Origin of the sequence: Cypionkella sp. TWP1-2-1b2 (assembly GCF_049896245.1) — a bacterium.
In the GTDB taxonomy this organism is placed as follows: Bacteria; Pseudomonadota; Alphaproteobacteria; order Rhodobacterales; family Rhodobacteraceae; genus Cypionkella.
Genome location: NZ_JAFCTX010000060.1, coordinates 1 through 18,235, shown reverse-complemented (window position 1 = coordinate 18,235; position 18,235 = coordinate 1). Strand labels below are relative to the sequence as shown.

The window sequence follows — 18,235 nt, the reverse complement described above, 5'->3', positions numbered from 1 at the left end:
ACGTACCAAGCCCTCTGGACCGCCGTCGGTGCAGTCTGCGATCTATTCCATAGCCAGGAATGCAGAAACTACTTCAAAGCCGCAGGATATGGTCCCGATTGAAGGTGACTTGCTCTAAGGCCCAAATCCTTCAAGCATAGATATAGCCGCCCGAGACGATGATGTTCTCGCCGGTCATATAGGTGTTGCGCGGGCCGCCTGCCATCAGCACCCATTCGGCCATCTCGCGCGGCTCTCCGCCACGGCCCAAGGGGCTGGCTTTGGCGAGTTCGCCAAGGAAGCCGGATTCGCGGGCTTTTTCGGTGGCCATGCCTGCGGGGGCGACCGAGTTGACGAGGATGCCGTCGGGGGCGACCTCTTGCGCCATGCTTTTGGTGAGGGATACGACTGCGGCCTTGGTCGCGGCGTAATGGGCGTTTTGCGGGTGCGCTTTGAAGGCATCGACCGAGGTGATGTTGACGATGCGACCGCGGATATGGCCGATGGGATCTTGGTTCCGCATCTGGCGGATGGCGGCGACCATCATGTGATAGGTGCCTTTGACGTTGATGGCGTTGGAGGCATCCCAATCGGCGTCGGAAATCTCAAGGATCGGTTTGCGCGGGTAGATCGCGGCAGAGTTGATCAGGGTATCGACTCGGCCCAAAGCACGGGCGATTTCAGCGAAAGCGGCGTGCGCGGCATCTGCGGTGCGGATGTCGCAGGCGGCAAAGGCGTGGGGGATGCCAGCGGTGCGGGCGGGGGTTAGGGCGGCTTCGGCGGCAGTGGCGTTCAGGTCGATGATGCCGAGGGCTGTGGCGCCTTCGGCGACGGCCATTTCGGCGAGAAGCGCGCCCAAGCCTGCGCCGCCGCCGATGATGACGATGGATAAGCCTTTCATATTACGCCTCTTTCTTCGGGGTGCCTGTGGCTACGCCCTGATGGGTGGGAAGAATATCGAAACGGGCGACATCGACGGATTGCGGCAGGGCCAGCACGGCAAGCAGCATCGCGGCCACATCCGCAGGCTGCACGGCGGCGTTGTTTGCATACATCGCGGCGCGGGATTCGGGGGGCAACAGAGCGTTGTAAAGACCGGTTTCAACGCGCCCTGCAACGATTTCGGTGACGCGTATGTTGTGCGGGGCGAGGTCGAGGCGCAGGGCTTGGGCAAAGCCTCCGATTGCCGCTTTGGTGGCGCAATAGACCGCGAGATTGGCGAAGGGGGCGTGGCCTGCGGTGGACCCGGTGAAAAAGATATGGCCATGATTGCGGGCGCGCATACCGGGGGCTACGGCGCGGGTCAGGGCAAGGACAGCGCGCAGGTTGGTGTTTATGGCGCGGTCAATATCGGCGGGGTCAGCGTCGCAGAAATTACCCAACGGCGGCATCATGCCTGCGTTGTTCACCAGAATATCGGGGGTGAGGTCGGCCAAGGTGGCTACGCTTGCCGGGTCCGTCAGGTCCAGCTGGCGGGTTTGCAGGCCGAGGGCTGCTAGGTCTGCCAGAGCCTGCGGGTTGCGGCCCAAGGCGGTGACGTGATGGCCTGCTTCGTGCAAGGCTAGGGCGATTGCGCGGCCAATGCCGCTGGTGGCACCTGTGACTAGGGCTTGGGGCATGTTGGTTCCTTAGACAACGGGCGAGGTCCAGTTTTCATGCGCCACCCAATCGCAGAAGGCGGCGATGGATTTGACGCGGCGGTGGGCTTTCGGCAGCACCAGATAAAAGCCGGGGATCTGGGATTGCGGCATCGCGGCCATCACGTCGAGGCCAAAGGGGGCGGTGAGTTTGCCCGAGGCGAGGTCTTCTTCGGCGTCAATGGTGGAGAGAAGGCCGACACCAAGGCCCGCCAATGTTGCGCGGCGCATGGTGGCGGCGTCTTGGAAGCGGAAGCTGCTGTCTTGAGGGGCATCGGTGACGTTCAGATGGGCGAGAACGGGCGTCCAGAGATCGGCGAGGACGGAGTGCAGCAGGGGGAGGTTGCGCAGATCGTTGGGGGTTTTTAGTTTCGTGGCAAGGGCGGGCGTGCAGCAGATTACCTTGATATCGCGGAGCAAAAGGGTTTGCTCGTGGGCGGTCCAAGTGCCGAAACCCCATTGGATTGCGACATCGACATCATCGGCGACGAAATCGGGGAGTTCTACCATTGTGGTTAACCGCAGATCAGCCCCCGGCATGATGGCGCGGAAGTTTGACAGACGGTCCAGCAGGAAGCGCGTGGCGAAATAGGGGCTGGCGTTGAGGTTGATGCGGTTGCGCTGGCCGAGTTTGGTGACGCGGCGGATGCCTTCGGCAAATTCATCGAACCCGGCTTGGATGTAATGGGCGAGCAGGATGGCTTGCTCGGTGGGCTCGATGGCGCGGCCTTGGCGGGTGAACAGTCCCAGCGCGAGGGTGTCTTCCAGAAGTTTGATTTGTTGGCTGACGGCTTGTGGGGTGACGCTGAGTTCATTCGCAGCACCGCGAAAGCTGCGGTGCCGCATCACGGTTTGAAACACCCGCAGCGCGTTCAAAGGGGGGAGGCGCGGCGGGCGGTTCATTGTTAAATGACGGCTTTTTCGAGGAAGGGGCGGTTTTCTACGATGCGTTCATAGCCGACTTCGCTGAGATCAAGGGTGCGATAGCTGCCGTAGATGATCAGTTCGGACACGGCACGGCCAGCGGCGGGGCCTTGCTGCAAGCCGTGGCCGGAGAAGCCGTTGGCGAAGACGAAGTTGCGCACTTGGGGGTGGCGACCGACGATAAGGTTGTGGTCGAGGGTGTTGAAGTCGTAGTGGCCGGCCCATTGGTTGACGACTTTGATCGCCTCAAAGCCTTGGGCGCGATTAGCGAGGGCGGGCCAGATGATGTCTTCGAATTCTTCGTAGCGGGGTTCGAAATCATCCCAATCGACGGCGGGGTCTGCGACGGGGACGGCTCCGGTCAGGAAAAAACGGCCTTCGGGGCGGCAGAATACGCCGGAGGGGTCGATCATCAGCGGCAGGCGGCCTTGGTTAACGGTGGCGCTGCCTTCGGGGGATTTGGCGCAATCGAACACGAACAGGGTGCGTTTGCGGGGCTCGACGGGGATGTCGAGGCCAGCCATGCGGGCGGTGAGAGCGGCGCGGGGGCCGGAGGCGTTTACCACGGTTCCGGCTTGGATGGTGGCACCAGATTTCAGGGTGACTGAGGTGACGGCATCGCCGGTTCGGCCAATGGCGGTGACCTCATCACTGATGACCTCGGCCCCCAAGGCGCGGGCTTTGTTGCGGAAACCGGACATGATGCCGGTGTTGTTGAACCAGCCCTCGCCGGATTGGCCGTAGGAGGCGAGGCGGATATCTGCGACGTTCAGATGCGGGAAGGCTGCGGCCAGTTGGTTTTGATCCCACAGCACCGTGTCGGCGCCGCAGGCGCGCTGCACCTCGTGGCTTTCGCGCAGGATTTGTTCCTGCTCGGGGGTGCCTGCGAGGTAAAGATAGCCGCCGGAGTGGAAATTTAGATCGGGTTTATCGTCGCCGACCTGCATCAGGTCGGGGAAATTCTTGATGAATTGATAGCCAAACTGGCTGATCTTGACGTTGATCGCGTTGGAAAACTGGGTGCGGATGGACGCCGCCGACAGCGAGGTGGAGGCCTTGGCATAGGTCGGGTCGCGTTCGACCACCAGCACCGAGCCGTTGAAATCGGGGTTCGCCATCAGGAAATAGGCGACGGCAGAGCCGATCACTGCGCCGCCCACGATCACCACGTCATATTGCGTCTTCATTTTGCGTCCTCGTCAGGGTGTCCCAAATCTACAAACCAGCCGCCCAAATGCCGCACGGCGGGGGCTTTGGGATCGGGCGGATCGGTGCGCGCTTCTACGCCTGCGCGGAAGGGTTCTGAAGTGTCTTTTGCCTGATAGCCGAGGTGGGCTGCAAGGCGGTTGTCGGTGGGTTTGACGGCGTTGTCCGAGATGCCGAAGCTGACGGTGAAACCGACGCGGGGGGCGGTCAGGGCGGCGGTGACGAGGCGGATGCAATCGTCGAACGAGAGGTAGGACCACAGCATCCGGCGGTCTTGCGGTTCGGGGAAGGAGGAGAAGATGCGCAGGGCGGCGGTTTCAATGCCGAATTTATCCCAATAGAGACGGCCCAAGTCTTCGACGAAGCATTTCGACAGGCCGTAGAGGCCATCGGGCCTGTGCGGGGCGTTGGCGTCGATCTGGGATTCTAAGTCGTGGTAGCCGATGGCGTGGACGGAGCTTGCGTAGATGATGCGTTTGACGCCAGCTTTGCGCGCGCCTTCGTAGATGTGGTAGCTGCCGCGAATGTTGGCGTTGAGGATGCTATCCCATGAGCGTTCCATCGGGATGCCACCGAAATGCACTATCGCATCAACGCCTTGGGTGAGGCTTAGGATCGCGGATTCGTCGGCGAGGTCGCAGATTACGGCGTCTTCATTGGGTTGCAGGTTTTGGATTTCGGTCACGTCGGACAGGCGGAGGCGCTTTGCCAAGGGGGCGAGGCCGCGGCGGAGTTCGGTGCCTAAGCGGCCAGCGGCCCCGGTAATCAGGATGGTGTTAAAGCGCGGGGTCATTTCGGCTCCAATGCCGTGACGGCGGCTTTGATGCGGGTTAGGGCCTCGGTCAATACCGTGTCAGAGGTGGCGGTGGAGATGCGGAAGAACGGCGACAACCCGTAGGCGGTGCCGGGGACGGCGGCGACGCCTTGGGTGAGCAGGTATTGGGTGACGGCGGTGTCGTCGGTGAGGATTTGGCCGTTGGGGGTGCGTTTTCCGATCAGGGCGGCGCAGCCGATATAGGCGTAGAACGCACCTTCGGGCGGGGCGAGGGTGAGGTCGGGGATGGTTTTGATGCCTGCGACGACCAGATCGCGGCGGCGCTCGAAGGCGGTGCGGAATTGGGCGATGCAGTCTTGTGGGCCTGTCAGGGCGGCGAGGGCGGCGGCTTGCATCGGGGCGGCTACGGACGTGACGGATTGGCTTTGCACGGTGTTCATCGCTTTGATGAGGGGCGCGGGGCCTGCGGCATAGCCGACGCGCCAGCCAGTCATCGCGTAGGCTTTGGCGACGCCGTTGACGATCAGGGTGCGGTCGCGGAGGTCTGGGCAGGCTGCGCCGAAGCTGGTGAAGGTGCGGCCATCGAACAGGATGTGTTCGTAGATTTCATCCGACAGGATCAGGATATGAGGGTGTTGGGCGAGGACTGCGCTTAGGGCTTGCAGTTCTTTGGCCGAGTAGACGGCACCAGAGGGGTTGCCGGGCATGTTCAGGAACAGCCATTTGGTGCGGGGGGTGATGGCGGCTTGCAACACTCCGGGGGTCAGGCGGAAGCCTGTGTCAGCGGGGCACGCGGGGGTGATGGGGGTGCCGCCGAGCAGTTTGACCATCTCGGGGTAAGACACGAAATAGGGGGTCGGCAGGATGGCTTCGTCGCCGGGGTTGAGGGTGGCGAGCAGGGCGTTGAAGATGATTTGTTTCGCGCCGTTGGCGACGGTGATTTCATCTGGGGTGTATTCTAAGCCATTCTCACGGCGGAATTTTTCGGCGATGGCGGCGCGCAGGGCTTGGGTGCCTGCCGATGCTGTATACAGGGTTTCACCTGCGGCGGCGGCTTTGAACGCGGCTTCGACGATGTGGGCGGGGGTAGGGAAATCCGGCTCGCCCAGCCCAAGGTCGATCACATCGACGCCCGTGGCGCGCAGGGCTTTCGCGGCCATGGAGACTGCCATGGAGGCCGAGGGTTTCACCGCGCCTAGGCGATCTGCAAGGTAAGTCATGGTTTATTCTCTGTCACATAGCCCTTGCTGGCATCATCCGCCCGCGCATCTGCACCGCGCAATTCCGGCGCACCGTAACCGCCGCCGCCGGGGAGGTGAAGGATCAACCTTCGCCCTTGGGGGACATGCTGCCAACCCTTGGGCTTCAGCTGGGTGCCATCGTCCAGCGCCACGATGCCCGCCGCCCCTGCCCCACCGCCATCGCGGCCCGCTGCTGGGTGGTTGACCCGGTCAAACATCGCAGAGAAGTCGAATTCGTGGCCAGGGGCGGGTTCGATCTCAATAATCTGGCCCAAGCCGCCGCGATACTGGCCATCGCCGCCAGAGTCGGGACGCAGTTCTTTGCGCCAGACAACGATGGGGCCGGTGTGCTCGGTCGCCTCAATCGGCATGGTCATTACGCCGGAGGGGAAGGCGGTGGCGGACAGGCCATCGAGACCGGGCCGCGCGCCCATGCCGCCGGAGTTGAACATCAGGATTTCCGCCCGCCTACCCGTCTGGCCCGCGACGGGGCGCACCGACATGTGGATGTTCCACAGGGCGGCAGCGCCTTCGGCCAACACCTGCCCCGGCAGGGCTTTCGCCAAAGCGCCCAGCACCAGATCGGGGACCATATGGCCGATGACATGGCGCACGGCGACGGGGGCGGGGCGCGGGGCGTTCAGGATATTTTCGGGCGAGGAGATGGTGAACAGCGCGAGGGAGGCCCAGTTGTTCGGAATATCCGGCGCAATCACGCATTTCAAAGCGTAGCAGGCATAGGCTTTGGTGTAGATGATCGGCACGTTGATGCCATAGCGGCTGGCGGGGTCAGAGCCTGCGAAATCGACGTTGACGTGATCGCCGTTGACCTCGACTTGCGCTGCGAGTTTGACGGGGGCGTCGTAGCCGTCGGTCAAAAGCGTGTTAGTCCATGTGCCTTGCGGCAGGGCGTGGATGCGGTCCAACGTGGCGGAGTGCGTGCGGTTAAAGATGAACTCGCCCAAGGCATCCAAGGAGGTCAAGCCGATTTCCTGCATCATCGCGATCAGGCGGTGGTGGCCGACATCGTTGCAGGCGGCGAGGGAGTAGAAATCGCCGACCACCTGATGCGGCTCGCGGACATTGGCGCGGATCAGGCGGATCAGGTCAGCATTGACCACGCCGCGATCCGCGAATTTCATGATCGGGATCTGGATGCCTTCCTCGTAAACCGACTTGGCATCCGCGCCAAAACCGCGCCCACCAACATCGACAACGTGCGCGGTACAGGCGAAGAAACCGACCAGATCATCGCCAAGGAAGGACGGCGAAACCATGGTGATGTCGTGCAGATGGCCGGTGCCTTTCCACGGGTCATTGGTGACATAGGTATCGCCTGGATACATATTCTCGCGGCCGATTTCGGCGATGAAATGCAGGACCGCCTCGGCCATGGTGTTGACGTGACCGGGGGTGCCGGTGACGGCTTGGGCGAGCATCCGGCCTTGGGGATCGAAAACGCCCGCCGAGAGATCGCCGGCCTCGCGCACGCTTGTCGAAAACGCGGTGCGCAGCAGGGTCAGGGCTTGTTCTTCGACCACCGAAATCAGGCGGTTCCACATCACCTGCATGCGGATGTCGCGGGTTTGATCGGTCATTGCATGGCCCCCTTGCGGATCAGAAGCAGGCTGCCATCGGATTGCATCACCACGTCGAAAGGGGCGGTGACAACGGTGGAGGTTTCGCGTTCGACAATTATCGCGGGGCCGGGGATGCGCGCGCCGGGGGTAAGGTCGCTACGGTTGAGGATGGCGGTGTCGATGAACGCGCCTCGGGACGGGTCGAAGACCGGGCGTGACAGTATTTGCGCCGCCTGAATCCCGTCCAAGGACAGAGCGAACTGGTCTGGTTTGGCGCGCTGATCTTGCGCTTTCACCGACCATGTGACGATTTCAATCTCCAATCCGTCCAGCCCCGCGATGGCGCGGCCAAAGAAACGGGCGTAGTTTTCGCAGAAATTGCTGCGCAGCATTTCGACGTCGGCATCGGTGAAAGCGCGGTCTGGCAGGGTGACGGGAATCTCCCAGCCTTGGCCGACATAGCGCATGAAAGCGGTGATTTCGCTGTGGATCGGGGCGCTGGTGCCTGCGCGGACGAAGCCCGTGGCAGTCACTTTTAGACCGGCGATCAGGATGTTAACGGTGGCGGCGTTGAAGGCTGACAGGGGGAGGATATTCGAGGCCAAAGCCTCGTATCCAAACGGGGCTTTCAGGAAACCGATGGCGGAACCGACGCCTGCGCCGACGGGGATCAGGCATTGGTCGATGCCCAGCTTTTCGCACAGGCGGGCGGCGTGGAGGGGGGCGGCACCGCCGAAAGCAATCATCACATTGTCAGAGATATTCTTGCCGTTTTCGACCGCATGAACGCGGGCGGCGTTGGCCATGTTTTCATCGACCACTTCGCAGATGCCGAAGGCTGCCGATGTGGCGTCAAGGCCCAGTTTATCGCCCACGTCACGCAGAATTGCTGCGCTTGCAGCATCGATGGAAAGTTTGATCGCGCCGCCTGCGAAATTGTCGGCGTCTAGCTTGCCCAACAGCAGATCGGCATCGGTGATCGCGGGATGCGTGCCGCCGCGCTGATAGCAGGCTGGCCCCGGTTCTGAGCCTGCCGATTCCGGCCCGGTTTGAATACGGCCCATCGCATCAACCCAAGCGAGCGAACCACCGCCTGCACCGATCTCGATCATCTCGATCACCGGAATCGAAATCGGCATCCCAGAGCCTTTGGCAAAACGGGTGGTACGGGCGACTTCAAAGCTTCGGGCGGTCTTGGGGGCGTAGTCTTCGATCAGGCAAATCTTGGCCGTGGTGCCGCCCATGTCATAGCTGACGACCTTTTGCAGACCGAACTTTTGCGCCACATCAGCGGCGAAAATAGCGCCGCCTGCAGGCCCGCTTTCGACCAAGCGCACGGGGAATTCTGAGGCGGTTTCGACAGAGATCAACCCGCCGCCAGAGTGGATCATGAAAACCGGGCAGGTCGCACTCAAAGCCTTCAGGCGGGCTTGCAGGCGGGTCAGGTAGTCGGCCATTTGCGGGCGGACATAGGCGTTGGCGCAGACGGTGTTGAAGCGCTCAAACTCGCGCATTTGCGGGGAGACTTCGGCGGAAATACTGATCGGGACGGCGGTTTTTGCGGCGATTATCTCGCGGGCACGCTGTTCGTGGGCGGGGTTCATGTAGGAGTGGATGAAGCCGATGGCTACGGCGCCGAAACCTTGGGCAGCGATCTGATCGGCCAGGGTTTCGAGGGCGGCTTCGTCCAAGGGGGCGAGTTCCTGACCCTGTGCGCCAATGCGGCCTTTGATCGCGAAACGATGCTCGCGCGGGATCAGGGGTTTGGGCAGAACCATGTTCAAATCGTATTGTGCAAAGCGATTTTCTGTCCGCATTTCAATGGTATCGCGGAAGCCTTCGGTGGTCACGAACGCCGTCTTTGCGCCGCGCCGTTCGATCAGGGCATTGGTCGCCAAAGTCGTGCCGTGGATGACGATATCAAGATCGGCGAGAGTTATTTCGGCGTCTGCCAGCACCACGTCGATGCCGTCTAAGATGGCTTGCTCGGGGGCTGCGTAGTTGGTCAGAACTTTGGTGGAAAACATCTGGCCACGGCATTCCAACGCGATATCGGTGAAGGTGCCACCGATATCCGCGCCCAAACGGACGGGCGTGTTCATGCCTTTTCGGCCTGAGCGCTCGCGCGCATTTGGGACAGGGTTTGGCGCGGGGTGATGGCTTCGGGCGAGACGTTCAGGTCCAGCACCGCGCCTGTGTCCGAGGCCAAGGCGCGGGCGAAGGCGGCGGCGAAATCTTCGGTTTTCTCAACCCGCTCACCATGGAAGCCGTAAGCGCGGGCGAGCGCTGCGAAGTCGGGGTTGATCATCGTCGTGCCGGAAACGCGGGCGGGATAGTGGCGTTCTTGGTGGGCGCGGATAGTGCCGTAGATGCCGTTGTTCACGATCAGGATGATGGGTTGCGCACCGGCTTGGGCGGCGGTGGCGAGTTCCTGGCAGTTCATCTGGAAATCACCATCGCCCGCGAAACAGACGACGCGGCGGGTGGGGCAGGCCACTTTGGCGGCAATCGCGGCGGGGACCCCGTAGCCCATAGCGCCGGATTGCGGGGCGAGCAGGCGGGCGTTTTTGCCGAATTTGAAAAACTTATTCGGCCATACAGTGAAATTACCCGCACCGTTGGTCAGGATCACATCTTCGGGCAGAATATCGCGCAGATGGGCGGTGACGGCGACCATATCCACCGGGGAAGGTTGGGCGGGGGCATTGAAGCTGGCCTCATAGGCGGCGCGGGCTTTGCTGCGCCAATCTTTCCATGCGCCTTGCACCGGGGTCAGAGCGCGGGTGAAGGCGTTGGGGCCGGAGTGCACCCCCAGAACCGGTTGATAAATCTTGCCAATTTCGCGGTCAGAGCCGTGGACATGGATCAAATGCTGCGCAGCATTTGGCACGGAAAGCAGCGTGTAGCCGTCGGTCGTCATCTCGCCAAAGCGAACGTTTATGGCGAGAATCACGTCGGCGTCGCGGATCAGGGCTTTGGCATGGGGCAGCATCCCGACGCCTGCTTCGCCGGTGAAAACGGGCGAGAAATTGTCGAACTGGTCCTGAAACCGGAACGCCGCCAGCACGGGAATATCCGAGGTCTCGGCGAAATGCTGCAAGGCGCTGCGGCCTGTAGCGGTCCAGTTGGTGCCGCCCATAAGGATCAGCGGGCGCTGCGCTTTGGTCAGCAGGGCGAGGGTTTCGGTGATGGTTTCAGTCGCAGGCGCGGCTTCGGTGATTTTCGCGGGTTTGGTCAGCGGCAGGGCATCGGTGAGGCTGGTCAGCATGTCTTCTGGCAGCGCGATCACCACCGGGCCGGGGCGGCCCGCGGTGGCTGTGACCCAAGCTCGGGCGAGGATTTCGGGGATACGCTCGACCCGGTCAATCTCGACCGCCCATTTCGCCATGGTGCCGAAGACGGCGCGATAGTCGAGTTCTTGGAATGCCTCGCGGCCTTTCATGTCGGTGCCGACTTGGCCGACGAACAGGATCATCGGCGATGAATCCTGCATCGCCGTGTGGACGCCGATCGAGGCGTTGGTTGCGCCCGGCCCGCGCGTGACCATGCAGATGCCGGGGGTTCCTGTCAGCTTGCCGTAGGCCGAAGCCATGAAAGCCGCACCGCCTTCGTTGCGGCAAAGGATGAAATCAAGCTGGCCTTGGGTGTCATGCAGGGCGTCCAGAACCGCAAGATAGCTTTCGCCGGGGACGCCAAAGGCTTTGGTCGCACCCAGTGCAACCAAACATTGCACCAGTAATTGCCCGCCGTTTTGCATCTGCATCTTCCCCACCCCACATGATCGCGTTGCCGCATCCTGCCCTGAGGCTGCGGGAAACGAAATGAAGAAGTGTGCGGGATTGGCAAGTTTTACTTGCCTGATGGCGTTAGACGAATCGGGCGGGTCTTAGATCGCGCAGACCTCTGATCGGGTGAGAAAGCGCTGTTCGCGGCCATTGTCGAGGCTGAACATACCGCCGCGGCCCTTGATGGCGTCAATGATCAAGTCGGTGTGCTTCCACAGCTCATATTGGCTGCCAGAGATGTAGAACGGCATGCCGCCGATTTCGCCCAGTTTCACATCGCGATCCCCCAGCAGGAAATCACCCACCGGATAGCACATTGGGGATGAGCCGTCGCAGCAGCCGCCGGATTGGTGGAACATCACCGGGCCGTGGTCGGCGATGATCTCGGCCAGCAGCTTTAGCGCGGCAGGCGTGGCGGTGACTTTGTCGAGAATTTCGGTCATATCAGCCTCCCATATGGCGGGCGCGAGGCGCTGCTCGCGCCCTGTTGATCAGAAGAAGCCTAGCTTTTTCGGCGAGTAGCTGACCAACATATTCTTCGTCTGCTGATAGTGATCAAGCATCATCTTGTGGTTTTCACGCCCAATACCCGACTGTTTATAGCCGCCAAACGCCGCGTGGGCAGGATAGGCATGGTAGCAGTTGGTCCAGACCCGGCCTGCTTGAACGGCGCGGCCAAAGCGGTAGCAGGTGTTGGCCGAACGGCTCCAAACGCCTGCGCCCAGACCGTAGAGGGTGTCGTTGGCGATGCTGAGGGCTTCGTCGTCATCCTTGAAGGTGGTGACGGACACCACCGGGCCAAAGATTTCTTCCTGAAACACCCGCATCTTGTTGTTGCCCTTGAAGACGGTGGGCTGCATGTAGAAACCGCCTGACAGGCCGCCCTGCATTTCACGCCGCGCGCCGCCTGCCAGCACTTGCGCGCCTTCCTGTTTGCCGATGTCCATGTAGGACAGGATTTTTTCCAACTGTTCGGACGAGGCCTGCGCGCCGATCATCGTGGTGGGGTCAAGCGGGTCACCAGCGGTGATGGCCGCCACACGTTTCAGGGCTTTTTCCATGAACTGATCGTAGATCGACTCGTGGATCAAAGCGCGCGAGGGGCAGGTGCAAACCTCGCCTTGGTTCAGCGCGAACATCACGAAGCCTTCGATGGCTTTGTCTAAGTAATCGTCATCCTCGGCGCAAACGTCTTTGAAGAAGATGTTCGGGCTCTTGCCGCCGAGTTCCAGCGTGACCGGGATCAGGTTCTGGCTGGCGTATTGCATGATCAGCCGGCCAGTGGTGGTTTCGCCCGTGAAGGCGATTTTGGCGATGCGGTTGGAGGAGGCGAGGGGTTTGCCAGCCTCAAGACCAAAGCCGTTGACGATGTTCAGCACGCCGGGCGGCAGCAGGTCTGCGATCAGTTCGGCGAAGATCAGGATCGAGGCCGGAGTTTGCTCGGCGGGTTTCAGCACAACGCAGTTGCCTGCGGCCAGCGCGGGCGCGAGTTTCCATACCGCCATCAGCAGCGGAAAGTTCCACGGGATGATCTGGCCGACGACGCCGAGGGGTTCGTGGAAGTGATAGGCGACGGTGTCGTGGTCGATTTCCGACAGGCTGCCTTCCTGCGCGCGGATAGCGCCTGCGAAATAGCGGAAGTGGTCGATGGCCAAGGGCAGGTCGGCGTAAGTCGTCTCGCGGATCGGCTTGCCGTTGTCCCAGGTTTCGGCGAGGGCGAGCAGGGGCAGGTTTTGCTCCATCACATCGGCGATTTTGTTCAGGATCACGGCGCGGGTTGCGACCGAGGAATTGCCCCAAGCGGTTTTGGCGGCATGGGCGGCGTCGAGGGCTGCCTCAATATCCGCCGCTTCTGAGCGTGGAATTTTGCAGATCACTTCGCCGGTGATCGGCGAGGTGTTGTCGAAGGTTTTGCCCGACCGTGCAGCCACCCATTTGCCGCCAATAAAGTTGCCATAACTCGCCTTGAACGGCGATTTAGAGGTGCGGAAATGCTCCACCATATTCATGCTAAGTCCTCCCAGACTGTGCGGCCGCCTCCTCGCGGCACCGAGGACAGGCTGCGCCTTGTGGGGGGCGTCTGTCAGCAGGGCAAATGGGGCAGTGGGGTGGAGTTGTCGCAACTTTGCGACAGGTCAGGCGAAAACTTACGGGTTTTAGCACCAGATCGAGCGGGCTAGATCAAGCGGGGGCCCAGTTTGCGATGGAAGGTGGCGCGGCTGATGCCAAGGTCGCGGGCGGCAGCCGAGACATTGCCACCTGCGCGGGCAAGGGCGCGCATCAGCACGGCGCGTTCGCCGTCTTCCAGCGTTTCATGTTCAAAATGGCCGAGCACATCGGCGGCGGGGCGGGGTTGGCGGGTTAGATCGCCGGTCAGGCCAAGGTGGTGGCGGGCGGCGCGGGTGGCACCGATCACCAGATCGTCGTGATCCACCGCCAGCAGGCCGCCAGAGACGCGATCCCCCGGCACCAGCACCATACGGGCATTGGGGAAGGCATCGCGGAAGGCTTGGGCTTCGATCTTCTGCGCGGTTTCGGTCACCGCTTGGGTGATCAGGATCATGAAGCCTTCGGTCAGGTCATTGCGGGCGGAAGACACATCCAGCACCCCGGCGAGTTTGCCTTGTGGGCCATAGATCGGCGCGCTCATGCAGCTTAGGATGGTGTTGCGGGTGAAGAAATGTTGGTCGCGGTGGATCGTCACCACACGTTCCTCGACCAGACAGGTGCCGATGCCGTTGGTGCCCTGCTGGGCTTCGGACCAGCGGGTGCCGGGCCAGAGGCCCCAGTCGGAAAAGACGGTATCATCGACGGCAGCGCCCCGGCGTTCCAAAGGGACGCCATCGAGGTCGGCGAGGAGGACGCAGCAGCCGACGGCCCCGACGGCTTGGAACAGCCGGTCGAGGTTGGGGGAAGCGGCGCGGATCAGGGGGGCGGTGCGGTCGCGGGCCAGGCTGAGTTCTTGCGCGGTCATCCGATCAGGCTGGCTGGGCTTGGTGGGGTCTAGGCCGTGCAGGCGGGCGGAACGGCTCCACGAGGCGACCACGGGGGAACGGGCGGCCTCACCGCGGGCGAGGGCGGTTTCGATGGTGGTGAGGTGATTTTCGGTGCCGCGTGGGATCATGGGGGACACTCCGGTCGAGGAGGCTAGACAGGTAGGAGTATGTCGCTTGGGGGGAATAATTCAAGTGTGGCGGATAGGGGTGGGCGTGTCCACGCGCGGCGCATTTGGGCGGTACAGGATTTCAATGGGTTAAGCGGTGTCGATTCAGGTTTTGTTTACACCTGCCCACAGACAGGCTGCCGCTTTGCCGGGGCTATGTGAGCGGGGACAGATGGTTTGATTTTGGGTGATTTTTTAGATATGTAATTTCAATGGGTTACGGAGTGGCGCGGACAGGTGGTTTGATCACTTTGACCTGATTTATGGGCGAAACCCACGTTTATCAAGAAGTGCCTGTAAGAAAGTATAATGAAATCAATGGATGTCTTTTTAAGTCGTGGGCAGATTTGCCCACGACCCATGACTATTTTTTGAGGCTGGCGAAGGCGAGAAGTTCCTCAGGTGAACGCTCGGCCAACGGCTCGGCCCTAAACAGCCACCGGATGATGGGCGGCTTGAAGCCGATGTTCCGGCGTAAGCAAATGAAAGCAAAGGATTGGGACGCACCGGGCGTTCTTAAGATTTGCGGGATTGAGGCCAGCAACACGGGCGTGGGCAAAGCCCGGTCCAAGCAGTCGGAAAGCATTTATTCGGTATTGCGGCACACCGACAATGACCCCGTGTTGTTTCTGGCACAGAGGCCGGGGCCGAATGACGCGCCAAATCCCGATCCTTTGCCATTGGCCGAAGACCTGTTTGCAGCTTTCATTGCCCAAGAAATCGCGCGCTTCAATGCTGACACAACCAGCCGCGCACAGGGACTTCGCCGGGGTGAGAGCCGCGTCGCGGCCTTTGCACGATTGTCCGAAGGTCGCATTGCCCGCCATGCCAGCCCGCTGCAACGCCGTTCCGTGCGGATGAAATGGCACGAAAAGACCGTCATGCAGGATGGGCGGATCAAGTTTGATCAAGGGCTTTGGGGCGATGAAAACACCCAAGCGGCAATGCTGCGTCATGTTGGGCATAAGGTGCTGATCGGTATTGACCCGAACGATTACCGCGCCCCGGCAATGGTGCGCGGATGGGAAGAGGCTGATCTTCGCGGGCGGATTTTGCTTGAAACCTTGCCCGTGTTTGAACCTGCTAAACATGCCGATGAAGCCTCACGGCGGCGGGCTGTTGCCGAAGAGCGGCGCGGCAAGAAATTGGTCGCAACATATCGCCTGACTGGCGTTGACACTTGGGTTGCGGAAAAGCGGGCGGAAGTCATGGCAAATGCTGGCCTTGCACCGTTACCCGCCACGCCAAAGATTGTGCAGCTTGACGCGCGCGGGCCGTTTTCGCCTGCCGCAGCCCTTTACCAAAAACCCGAACTTTCGCAAGCGGCGCGGCTTCTCGCCATGCTCAATTCCGAAGAAGACGAACGAAACCGGACAGCCAGCGGAGGCAACCGCTGACTGTCCTTGTGCAACCATGATCTTTAGGAGGTCACATGACACACTCTGCGAAGCCTATCATTCGAACGGGCGCGCACACAATCCTCTAGGAAGCTGCTACAATGGCGCTGGACACGGCGCGGCCGGCAATCGCGCGCGGCCCAGCTGGGATTGGCAAGTCTTTCGGCTTGACCCTGTTGAAGCGGTCGCTTTCGAAGAACGGCGATACGGTTCTGATCTTCACTGCCACGCTGAACAATGGCAGGTCAAGCAAGCGGTTTTTCGAGGAAATCAATCTGGATTTCGGCATTATTGATTGTGGCAGTGCCGAACCGATGCAACGGCTTCAACGCGAGTTGATGAAGAGTTTTCCTTTCTGCCAATCTGGTCAACGCCTTCTTCTGGTCATAGATGAATGTCAGCATCTGGACGCCCAGCTGATCGAATGCCTGCGCGCGCTCTATGATGGCGGCGATTATGCCCGCAATTTCGATCCATCCCGCCCTGCGTTTGGGATGCTGCTGGTGGGAAACAGCTACTTCCTTTCGCGCCGTGGCAAGGCGGAACGGGCAGCATTTGAGGCTTTGTTGTCGCGTTGCCCTATTGAGGTGACGCTTGAACGCCCCGAGGCGGCGGAGCATGAAGCGCTCGCTAAGTCGTATTTTCCGGAAGATCGCGAACTTTGCGAAGCACTCGCAGGACACGGCAAACACCATGGCAATCTGCGCGTCATGGATACCTCTTACGATATCGCCGCACATTTTGCCGAAGGCGGCGCGATCACGTTAGCGCATTTGCGGAAAGCATTTCTGTTTTCGGCGGGGGGCAACTGATGGCTCACAGGAAGCAAGTAAACATCCCGTTGAGCGGATCGGGTGCGGCGTTCATCTCGGCGCGGAAGTTCCTCTGCGTCCCGATGTCGGACGATGAAATGGAAGTCCTGCGGCTTTGGCTTTCGGACAATGCGCCTGCGAAAATCCTGCAATTAATGGCGCGTGGCGTTCTGGTCCCGGCGGAGGCAGTTCAATGATCACGCATTCCGAAGCGCCTTCGATGCGTGAACTTCTGGCACGCAACCCCTTGTCATTCAACGAACTTCTAGACATGTTTGAACCCTATGTTGCGACCGTCAGCCCGCCTTTGTTCAAGGCGCACGACCTGATTGAAGAGCAGTGTGATTACAGGCAAGGCGAGATATTCACTCAAATTTTCGCCGTTTGTGACACTGATCTTATTGCAAGGAAGCTGAAGCAAGTTCGTGCCTCCCGAAATGCAGACGGTGAGGTGATGGTCAGCTTGACACGCTTCGATGCCAAAATGGTTGAAAGTGCCATTCGCGAAGCTAGCAGAACAATCTCCGACGCGACAACGGTCCTTGGCGGTTTGTGCCGTCGGGCCGGGCGCCATGATACCCCCGAGAGTGTTGAGGCGATAGCCCTAATGTCTCTGACGCATCGCGCGTTGGGAAGTTCAGAGGATGCGGAGTTTGTGAGGCTCCTCGGTTTTGCATCCAAGATTGAAGCGGCGCGCAAGTATGGTCAGGTAGAAGAGGAGGAAGCGGCATGACGATCAGGCAAAACAAAAGTCGATCCTCCATGTCGCCAAAAGCAAGCTTGGGCTTGACGACGACACTTACCGCCTTGCGCTGGTCAAGATCGCGGGCGTCACCAGTTCAAACGAGCTTACGTCGGATGGCTTCAACACCGTGATGGGGTTCTTTGAACATTCCGGCTTTCGCCCATTGGTGGCCGAAGGAAAATCTTATAGCAACCGCCCCGGCTTTGCCTCGGCCGCGCAACTGGAATTGATCCGGCCGCTTTGGATGGAACTGCACCACGCAAGCGATCTGGAAGAGGCGGCGCTGAGTGGTTGGCTACTGAAATGGTTCAAGGTGTCGTCACTGCGCTTTCTGACGGTGCAAGCGGCACCGAAAGTCATCACAGCGCTGAAAACGTGGAAACGCCGCGCGGCGTGATCTGGTTCCCAGCGATACAGAAGGCGGTGCCGAAAGGTGCTGCCCTTTGCAATTTCTGCGGTTTGTGCTGCTGCGCGATGGCGTGCGGTGCATCGCCCTGCACTGGATACCGTTCAAAACGCCTGGAGCGCATTCAAAAACGGGTGCTATGGTTTTCTGCGGGGCAATTCCCATCCGCTGCCCGAGCGGGCCGCTACGGGCGGCTTTTCGGCTGATTGCAGCATGGTTGTTTCCAATACGGCAATGTGGTCCTCGGTGGACAGGATTAGTGCGTCGCGAAATGCGCTAGGTACGTCGGTTTGCAATTCAGCCAACCGCTTGCGCCAAGCGCAACGTCCAACAGCGGTGGATCAGATTGAAGGTAGGACATTGCAGCGCCTATTGATTGGTTCCCGAAACTACTACCCCCGGCCATACCACATCTCACCGGAGTAGTAATCTCACACCACTTGTGAGGGTCGCATGAAGCTTCATTCGTAAGCGTCCGGTCTCACTGCTCTGCCGCGGATGGAGTGGGTGGGATAGTGCCCGCTTTGGATAGCGGACACTACGGGGTTTTGGGTGGTTCGGCAAACGAAGCGACTTTGGACTGAC

Annotated in this window: 17 protein-coding genes; 5 read left to right on the top strand and 12 right to left on the bottom strand. The window is 60.8% G+C overall.

The features are described from left to right. Positions 1-130: 130 nt before the first annotated feature. From ACP7AP_RS22815 to ACP7AP_RS22760, 12 genes are all read right to left on the bottom strand, one after another. Complete coding sequence (locus ACP7AP_RS22815) at positions 131-880, bottom strand: SDR family NAD(P)-dependent oxidoreductase (RefSeq protein ID WP_426038019.1); 750 nt, start codon at positions 878-880, stop codon at positions 131-133. Between the two features lies 1 nt (position 881). Further along, on the bottom strand, positions 882-1,598 hold the full coding sequence (locus ACP7AP_RS22810) for an SDR family oxidoreductase (protein WP_426038017.1): 717 nt from the start codon (positions 1,596-1,598) through the stop codon (positions 882-884). Positions 1,599-1,607: 9 nt separating this feature from the next. After that, complete coding sequence (locus tag ACP7AP_RS22805; RefSeq protein WP_426038015.1) at positions 1,608-2,519, bottom strand: LysR substrate-binding domain-containing protein; 912 nt, start codon at positions 2,517-2,519, stop codon at positions 1,608-1,610. Positions 2,520-2,521: 2 nt separating this feature from the next. Further along, the gene (locus ACP7AP_RS22800; protein WP_426038013.1) at positions 2,522-3,727 is read right to left on the bottom strand and encodes an NAD(P)/FAD-dependent oxidoreductase; all 1,206 of its coding nucleotides are present in this window, start codon (positions 3,725-3,727) and stop codon (positions 2,522-2,524) included. Then, positions 3,724-4,539, bottom strand: coding sequence for an NAD-dependent epimerase/dehydratase family protein (locus tag ACP7AP_RS22795; protein ID WP_426038011.1), 816 nt, complete (start codon positions 4,537-4,539; stop codon positions 3,724-3,726). The genes ACP7AP_RS22800 and ACP7AP_RS22795 overlap by 4 nt, the downstream gene beginning before the upstream one ends. Further along, a complete protein-coding gene (locus ACP7AP_RS22790) occupies positions 4,536-5,741 on the bottom strand; it encodes a pyridoxal phosphate-dependent aminotransferase (RefSeq protein WP_426038009.1) in 1,206 nt (401 codons plus the stop codon). The genes ACP7AP_RS22795 and ACP7AP_RS22790 overlap by 4 nt, the downstream gene beginning before the upstream one ends. Next, positions 5,738-7,360, bottom strand: coding sequence for a hydantoinase B/oxoprolinase family protein (locus ACP7AP_RS22785; protein ID WP_426038007.1), 1,623 nt, complete (start codon positions 7,358-7,360; stop codon positions 5,738-5,740). The genes ACP7AP_RS22790 and ACP7AP_RS22785 overlap by 4 nt, the downstream gene beginning before the upstream one ends. Beyond that, the gene (locus tag ACP7AP_RS22780; RefSeq protein ID WP_426038005.1) at positions 7,357-9,444 is read right to left on the bottom strand and encodes a hydantoinase/oxoprolinase family protein; all 2,088 of its coding nucleotides are present in this window, start codon (positions 9,442-9,444) and stop codon (positions 7,357-7,359) included. Before ACP7AP_RS22780 ends, ACP7AP_RS22785 begins: the two co-directional genes overlap by 4 nt. Then, positions 9,441-11,099, bottom strand: coding sequence for a thiamine pyrophosphate-dependent enzyme (locus ACP7AP_RS22775; protein ID WP_426038023.1), 1,659 nt, complete (start codon positions 11,097-11,099; stop codon positions 9,441-9,443). Before ACP7AP_RS22775 ends, ACP7AP_RS22780 begins: the two co-directional genes overlap by 4 nt. Before the next feature lie 129 nt (positions 11,100-11,228). After that, positions 11,229-11,570 (bottom strand): DUF779 domain-containing protein, encoded by a 342-nt coding sequence (locus ACP7AP_RS22770; RefSeq protein ID WP_426038003.1) that lies wholly within the window; start codon positions 11,568-11,570, stop codon positions 11,229-11,231. Positions 11,571-11,618: 48 nt separating this feature from the next. Then, positions 11,619-13,136, bottom strand: coding sequence for an aldehyde dehydrogenase (gene adh / locus ACP7AP_RS22765; protein ID WP_426038001.1), 1,518 nt, complete (start codon positions 13,134-13,136; stop codon positions 11,619-11,621). 167 nt (positions 13,137-13,303) lie between these two features. After that, positions 13,304-14,251: a GAF domain-containing protein gene (locus ACP7AP_RS22760; protein ID WP_426037999.1), complete on the bottom strand. Its 948-nt coding sequence runs from the start codon at positions 14,249-14,251 to the stop codon at positions 13,304-13,306. A gap of 521 nt (positions 14,252-14,772) precedes the next feature. Here ACP7AP_RS22760 and ACP7AP_RS22755 point away from each other — a divergent pair. The 5 genes from ACP7AP_RS22755 (at position 14,773) to ACP7AP_RS22735 (ending at position 17,641) form a co-directional block, all read left to right on the top strand. Continuing rightward, positions 14,773-15,687 carry a hypothetical protein gene (locus ACP7AP_RS22755; RefSeq protein WP_426037997.1) on the top strand — a complete coding sequence of 305 codons (915 nt, stop codon included), beginning with the start codon at positions 14,773-14,775 and terminating at the stop codon, positions 15,685-15,687. Between the two features lie 101 nt (positions 15,688-15,788). Then, entirely contained in the window at positions 15,789-16,499 is a 711-nt protein-coding gene (locus tag ACP7AP_RS22750; protein WP_426037995.1) for an AAA family ATPase, read from the top strand. Beyond that, the gene (locus ACP7AP_RS22745; RefSeq protein ID WP_426037993.1) at positions 16,499-16,696 is read left to right on the top strand and encodes a hypothetical protein; all 198 of its coding nucleotides are present in this window, start codon (positions 16,499-16,501) and stop codon (positions 16,694-16,696) included. Before ACP7AP_RS22750 ends, ACP7AP_RS22745 begins: the two co-directional genes overlap by 1 nt. Next, entirely contained in the window at positions 16,693-17,232 is a 540-nt protein-coding gene (locus ACP7AP_RS22740) for a hypothetical protein (RefSeq protein WP_426037991.1), read from the top strand. The genes ACP7AP_RS22745 and ACP7AP_RS22740 overlap by 4 nt, the downstream gene beginning before the upstream one ends. Positions 17,233-17,254: 22 nt before the next feature. After that, a complete protein-coding gene (locus ACP7AP_RS22735) occupies positions 17,255-17,641 on the top strand; it encodes a regulatory protein GemA (RefSeq protein ID WP_426038021.1) in 387 nt (128 codons plus the stop codon). Positions 17,642-18,235 lie beyond the last annotated feature (594 nt).

What these genes read in the sequence shown, in the direction of transcription:
- ACP7AP_RS22815 (WP_426038019.1), bottom strand. Translation starts at nt 880, where the DNA reads ATGAAAGGCTTATCCATCGTCATCATCGGCGGCGGCGCAGGCTTGGGC.
- ACP7AP_RS22810 (WP_426038017.1), bottom strand. Translation starts at nt 1,598, where the DNA reads ATGCCCCAAGCCCTAGTCACAGGTGCCACCAGCGGCATTGGCCGCGCA.
- ACP7AP_RS22805 (WP_426038015.1), bottom strand. Translation starts at nt 2,519, where the DNA reads ATGAACCGCCCGCCGCGCCTCCCCCCTTTGAACGCGCTGCGGGTGTTT.
- ACP7AP_RS22800 (WP_426038013.1), bottom strand. Translation starts at nt 3,727, where the DNA reads ATGAAGACGCAATATGACGTGGTGATCGTGGGCGGCGCAGTGATCGGC.
- ACP7AP_RS22795 (WP_426038011.1), bottom strand. Translation starts at nt 4,539, where the DNA reads ATGACCCCGCGCTTTAACACCATCCTGATTACCGGGGCCGCTGGCCGC.
- ACP7AP_RS22790 (WP_426038009.1), bottom strand. Translation starts at nt 5,741, where the DNA reads ATGACTTACCTTGCAGATCGCCTAGGCGCGGTGAAACCCTCGGCCTCC.
- ACP7AP_RS22785 (WP_426038007.1), bottom strand. Translation starts at nt 7,360, where the DNA reads ATGACCGATCAAACCCGCGACATCCGCATGCAGGTGATGTGGAACCGC.
- ACP7AP_RS22780 (WP_426038005.1), bottom strand. Translation starts at nt 9,444, where the DNA reads ATGAACACGCCCGTCCGTTTGGGCGCGGATATCGGTGGCACCTTCACC.
- ACP7AP_RS22775 (WP_426038023.1), bottom strand. Translation starts at nt 11,099, where the DNA reads ATGCAAAACGGCGGGCAATTACTGGTGCAATGTTTGGTTGCACTGGGT.
- ACP7AP_RS22770 (WP_426038003.1), bottom strand. Translation starts at nt 11,570, where the DNA reads ATGACCGAAATTCTCGACAAAGTCACCGCCACGCCTGCCGCGCTAAAG.
- adh (WP_426038001.1), bottom strand. Translation starts at nt 13,136, where the DNA reads ATGAATATGGTGGAGCATTTCCGCACCTCTAAATCGCCGTTCAAGGCG.
- ACP7AP_RS22760 (WP_426037999.1), bottom strand. Translation starts at nt 14,251, where the DNA reads ATGATCCCACGCGGCACCGAAAATCACCTCACCACCATCGAAACCGCC.
- ACP7AP_RS22755 (WP_426037997.1), top strand. Translation starts at nt 14,773, where the DNA reads ATGAAAGCAAAGGATTGGGACGCACCGGGCGTTCTTAAGATTTGCGGG.
- ACP7AP_RS22750 (WP_426037995.1), top strand. Translation starts at nt 15,789, where the DNA reads ATGGCGCTGGACACGGCGCGGCCGGCAATCGCGCGCGGCCCAGCTGGG.
- ACP7AP_RS22745 (WP_426037993.1), top strand. Translation starts at nt 16,499, where the DNA reads ATGGCTCACAGGAAGCAAGTAAACATCCCGTTGAGCGGATCGGGTGCG.
- ACP7AP_RS22740 (WP_426037991.1), top strand. Translation starts at nt 16,693, where the DNA reads ATGATCACGCATTCCGAAGCGCCTTCGATGCGTGAACTTCTGGCACGC.